The organism is Streptomyces sp. NPDC002156 (assembly GCF_053593675.1).
Genome location: NZ_JBSFDA010000328.1, coordinates 1 through 4,416 on the forward strand (window position 1 = coordinate 1; position 4,416 = coordinate 4,416).

The window sequence follows — 4,416 nt, forward strand, 5'->3', positions numbered from 1 at the left end:
GGAGAGGCCGCCGAGCTGACGGCGACGGGCGGGCTCGAGGGGTTCGGGGGCGGCAGCCCCCGAGGATGGGACGGGTAGGGGCGGCGGGGGCGAGGGAAAACCGTTGTCCACAGGCAACCCACTCGGCCAGTTCTGGCCAGTAATCTCGGCGTTCATGGAGCAGAGGCATCTCGGCCGTACCGGCCTGCGTGTGTCCCGGATCGGACTCGGCACCCTGACCTGGGGTCGGGACACGGACGAGCACGACGCCGCGGACCTGTTGAAAGCGTTCTGGGAAGCGGGCGGAACCCTCGTCGACACCGCGGACGTGTACGGCGACGGAGAGGCCGAGTACCTGCTCGGACAGCTCATGGAAGGGCTCGTACCCCGCCGCGACCTGGTCATCTCGACCAAGGCCGGCAGCGTCCCCGACCCCGACCGCCGCGTCGACGGCTCCCGCGGCCACCTCCTCGCCGCCCTCGACGCCTCCCTCACCCGCCTCGGCACGGACTACGTCGACGTCTGGCACATCCACGCCTACGACCCCGACACCCCCTTGGAGGAGACCCTCCAGGCCCTCGACCTCGCCGTCAGCAGCGGCCGCGCCCGATACGCCGGCGTCTCCAACTTCTGCGGCTGGCAGCTCGCCAAGGCCGCCACCTGGCAGCTCGCGGCACCGGGCATACGCACGCGGCTGTCCAGCACCCAGCTCGAGTACTCGCTGCTCCAGCGCGGCGTAGAACGCGAGGTGCTCCCCGCCGCGATCGACCTGGGCATCGGGCTCCTGCCCTCCTCGCCGCTCGGGCGCGGCGTCCTCACCGCCAAGTACCGCAACTCCACCCCCGTGGACTCCCGGGGCGCCTCGGAACACCTGGCGCCCTTTGTCGCGCCGTACCTCGACGACACGGCCGGCCGCATCGTGGACGCGGTGCAGACCGCGGCGGACGGACTGGCGGTGACGCCGTTGCAGGTGGCGCTCGCCTGGATCCGCGATCGGCCCGGCGTGGCCGCCCCCATCGTCGGCGCGCGCAACGCGCAGCAGCTCACGGCCGCATTGTCAGTGGAGACCCTTAGTCTTCCTGACGAGATCTGCCGGGCGCTCGACGATGTGTCAGCGCCCGTGCACCGCTATCCCGATCACGACTGGAGCACGCTGTGACCACGGAGCCCGACACCACGGAGGAAGCCGAGCCGGGGACCCCGGGCGCCGCCGAGGACGCCGCCCAGGACGCGGCAGCGGACGACTCGTCGGCCGAGCAGGCCACGGACACCGAGAAGGGCGCCGACGGCGCCTCCCCGCAGCCGTCCGAGGCCGAGGCCGAACTTGCCGCGCAGCGGGAGCTCCGGGAGCGGATCGAGCGGCGCAAGGCCGAGAAGCAGGGGCCGATCGAGAGCGGCACCAAGCTCAGCGGTACGGCGGCCGATCTGATGGCGGCCGTACGGGCCGTGGAGAGCGGGGAGAAGCCCGCGGCGGCCATCGCCTTCCGCGCCGTCCCCGAGGCCAGGCCCACCACCGCCCCTGCCCCTGCCGCTCGCCCCCCGGCCTCGCCCACCCCCGTCGCCGGCGACATCGCGCCCGCGCCCGAAGCCGTCGAGGCTGTCCGGGGCGTCCTGGTCGAAGGGGGTGCGCCGGACACGCTCGCGCCGCAGGTCGTCTCGGCGCTGGGTGAGGGGGCCGATGGACAACTGCGCGCGGATCCCTGGCAGTTGCTCCGGGTCGCCGGGGTGCGGCCCGAGCAGGCCGACGGGTTCGCGCGGGCGCTGCTCGGCGCCGAGTGCGGTCCGGACGACGAGCGGCGGGGCCGGGCGGTCACCGTGTGGCTGCTGGAGCAGGCCGCCCTGGCCGGACACACCGTCCTGGACGCCGCCACGCTCACCGCGGCCCTCGCCCAGCGCAGCGTGCCCGACCCGGAGACCGCCGTACAGAGCACGGTCGCGGAGGGCGAGGCCCTGGAGTTCCAGGACGCAGTCGAGGAAGCCGCCGGGCGCGCCGCAGAGGCCGTGGAAGAGGAGAGCGACGAGGACCAGGAACGGCCCGTCCGCGTCCTCATCGGGCTGGAGCGGTACACACTCGCCGAGGAGAGCCTCGCCGACGGGCTGGCCCGGATCGTCAACTCGCTGCCCAAGGAGGCGTCCGAGGACTGGGAGTCGGCGGCCGGGGCTTCGGGGGCCGGTTCGGCGGCCGAGTTGGTCCGGGCCGTCGCCGGGCACGGGCTCGTACTGCACACCGGCGGTGACGCGGCACGCGCCGAACCGGCCGCCCTCGTCGCCGCGGCCCGATCCCTGGGCCTGCGGGTCTGCGCGGCAACGCACACGACCGGCGGCCGCCGCCGTTTCGCGGCGCTTCTCCCGTCCGATGACGACGACTCGGACTCTGTCGTCACCGTCGCCGGGCTGCTCGGCGGTGGCGAAGGGCCCGGGCGGGACGCCGACGGGGCGTTCCAGCTCGATCTGCTGGTCGTGCTGGACGCGCCGCAGCTCGACGTGGAGAGCGCGGCGATGGTCGTGGAGTCGCTGCCCGACGGGGCCAGGCTGGTGCTGAGCGGTGATCCGGCGGTGCTGTGGTCGGCCGGTCCCGGACGCGTCTTCGCCGATCTGCTCGCCGCACGCGCGTGCCCGCACATCGTCTCGCGCACGCCCGATCCCGGCCCGATCGGCGAACTCGTCTCGGGTGTCTCCGTCGGAGAACTCACCCAGGTCGAGGCGCCCGGCAAGGAGGTCGTGATCGTCCCCGTGCGGGACGCGGGCGAGGCGGTGCACCGGACCGTGCAGCTCGTCGCGGACTCGGTGCCCAGGGCGCTCGGCGTACCGGCCGAGCAGACGCAGGTGATCACGCCGGGGCACGGCGGCGCGGCCGGCACGCGCGCGCTGAACGCCGCACTCAAGGAGCGGCTGAACCCCGGCCCGGGCCGCTTCGGCGGCTTCGACCCCGGTGACCGGATCGCGTACTCGCCCGCACCGGGGCGGACGGTGCCGGGGCAGGTCGTCAAGGCCGACGCGGAGGGGCTGCACCTGGAGTGCGGCGGCGCCCCCGTCGTCGTACCGAAGGAGCGGGTCGAGCAGAGCGTGCGGCACGGGTGGGCGCTCACCGCGCACCAGGCGGTCGGGCTGCACTGGCCGGCCGCTGTCGTGGTGCTGCCCGGGGACGCGGCCCCGGCGCTGACCCGGCCCTGGGTCTACACGGCCTTCGGCCGCGCGGAGCGCCACCTCTCCGTGGTGCACGGCGTGGACCAGGCACTCCCCCGCGCGGTCGCGGAGGTCCCGGCGAAGGCCCGTACGACACGGCTGCCGGGCCTGCTCAGAACTCAGGTCCCGCCGGCCGGCTGAGCGGACCGCGGACGAACGACGACGGCGGTCACGGGAAGCCCTGCCTCCCGTGACCGCCGCGCCCTCAGCCTCAGGACGACCGATCGCCGGCTAGCGATCGGCGTCCAGTGGTTCCAGGTCCTCGTCCTCGTCGAGGCTCACCGCCACCAGCTCCGGATCGAGTTCGTCCTCCAGGAGGTCGTCCTCGTCGATGATGTCGTCGCCCTCGTCGTCGAAGACAGCGCTGACGTCGAAACGGCAGACCACCCGCTCCGCGTCGACCTGGTCGAAGGGGGCCTCCAGCCATTCGCCGGGGTCGGTCGCCTCGTCCGCGGCCGTCACCCACAGCGTGGAGTCCGCCTCCTCCAGGCCGAACTCCTTGTGCCGGGAGGCGATCTCGTCCGGCTCGAACTCGCCGAACAGAATGCCCAGTGCCCCGTGCACCGTGCCGGAGGCCTCCACGCCCGTACCGTCGTCGTCCACGGCCTCCACCCGCTGTGCCTGCGCCAGCAGCCGCTGCGGCTCCACCACCGCGTAGTCGCGGCGGATCAGCACACTCAGCGCGTTCGGCTCCTCGGGCCCCGCGTACGGCGGCAGCGCGTCGTCCGATCCGGGGATCTCGAAGGGGGTGACCTCGTCATAACGGTCGTAGAGCAGCTCGTCGTACACCTCGGCGGCCGCGGCCAGCTGGTTGAACGCCTCGTAGACATCGGGGTCGTCCTCCCCCGACCGGCGTTCGACCGCCGCCAGGTGGCGGTCGAGCGCGGTCTTGACCGCCTCGGCGGCGGCGCGTACCTCGGCAGCGGTGGGCTGCGCAGCATCAGACATAGTGCAGACGCTATCCGTACCGGGCCTCTGCCCGCACAATAGATGCGATGCCGGAATACGAATTTGTCGACGTGTACGTACCACGCGGGGTCACCCGCAAGGAAGCCACACGCCTGCTGACGGACCATGCCGAGTACGGACACTGGGAGTTGGACCGACTGAGCCTGCTGCGCGACGGCAGCCGCAGGGTGCGGTTGCGTCGTCGGATCATTCGCCAGGTGCGCGCCACATGGTGAGCTGACACGCTCGAAACGGCCACGAACGGACCCTCGGCGCCACTCAACTTCCGCGTCACATAGGGGA

At 73.2% G+C, this 4,416-nt stretch carries 4 protein-coding genes; 3 read left to right on the forward strand and 1 reads right to left on the reverse strand.

Annotated features, from left to right (window positions below):
• Positions 1-154 precede the first annotated feature (154 nt).
• A complete protein-coding gene (locus tag ACWCRB_RS49215) occupies positions 155-1,138 on the forward strand; it encodes an aldo/keto reductase (RefSeq protein WP_451002283.1) in 984 nt (327 codons plus the stop codon).
• Positions 1,135-3,306: a helix-hairpin-helix domain-containing protein gene (locus ACWCRB_RS49220; RefSeq protein WP_451002284.1), complete on the forward strand. Its 2,172-nt coding sequence runs from the start codon at positions 1,135-1,137 to the stop codon at positions 3,304-3,306. Before ACWCRB_RS49215 ends, ACWCRB_RS49220 begins: the two co-directional genes overlap by 4 nt.
• 90 nt (positions 3,307-3,396) lie before the next feature.
• On the opposite strand, the gene ACWCRB_RS49225 is transcribed toward ACWCRB_RS49220, so the two are convergent.
• Positions 3,397-4,113, reverse strand: a complete 717-nt coding sequence (locus ACWCRB_RS49225) for a hypothetical protein (protein ID WP_451002285.1) — start codon at positions 4,111-4,113, stop codon at positions 3,397-3,399.
• 47 nt (positions 4,114-4,160) lie between these two features.
• On the opposite strand from ACWCRB_RS49225, the gene ACWCRB_RS49230 reads away from it, so the two are divergent.
• Positions 4,161-4,349, forward strand: coding sequence for a DUF5703 family protein (locus ACWCRB_RS49230; RefSeq protein ID WP_018549191.1), 189 nt, complete (start codon positions 4,161-4,163; stop codon positions 4,347-4,349).
• Positions 4,350-4,416 lie beyond the last annotated feature (67 nt).

Coding starts and splice junctions, on each gene's coding strand:
- ACWCRB_RS49215 (WP_451002283.1), top strand. CDS start 155: ATGGAGCAGAGGCATCTCGGCCGTACCGGCCTGCGTGTGTCCCGGATC.
- ACWCRB_RS49225 (WP_451002285.1), bottom strand. CDS start 4,113: ATGTCTGATGCTGCGCAGCCCACCGCTGCCGAGGTACGCGCCGCCGCC.
- ACWCRB_RS49230 (WP_018549191.1), top strand. CDS start 4,161: ATGCCGGAATACGAATTTGTCGACGTGTACGTACCACGCGGGGTCACC.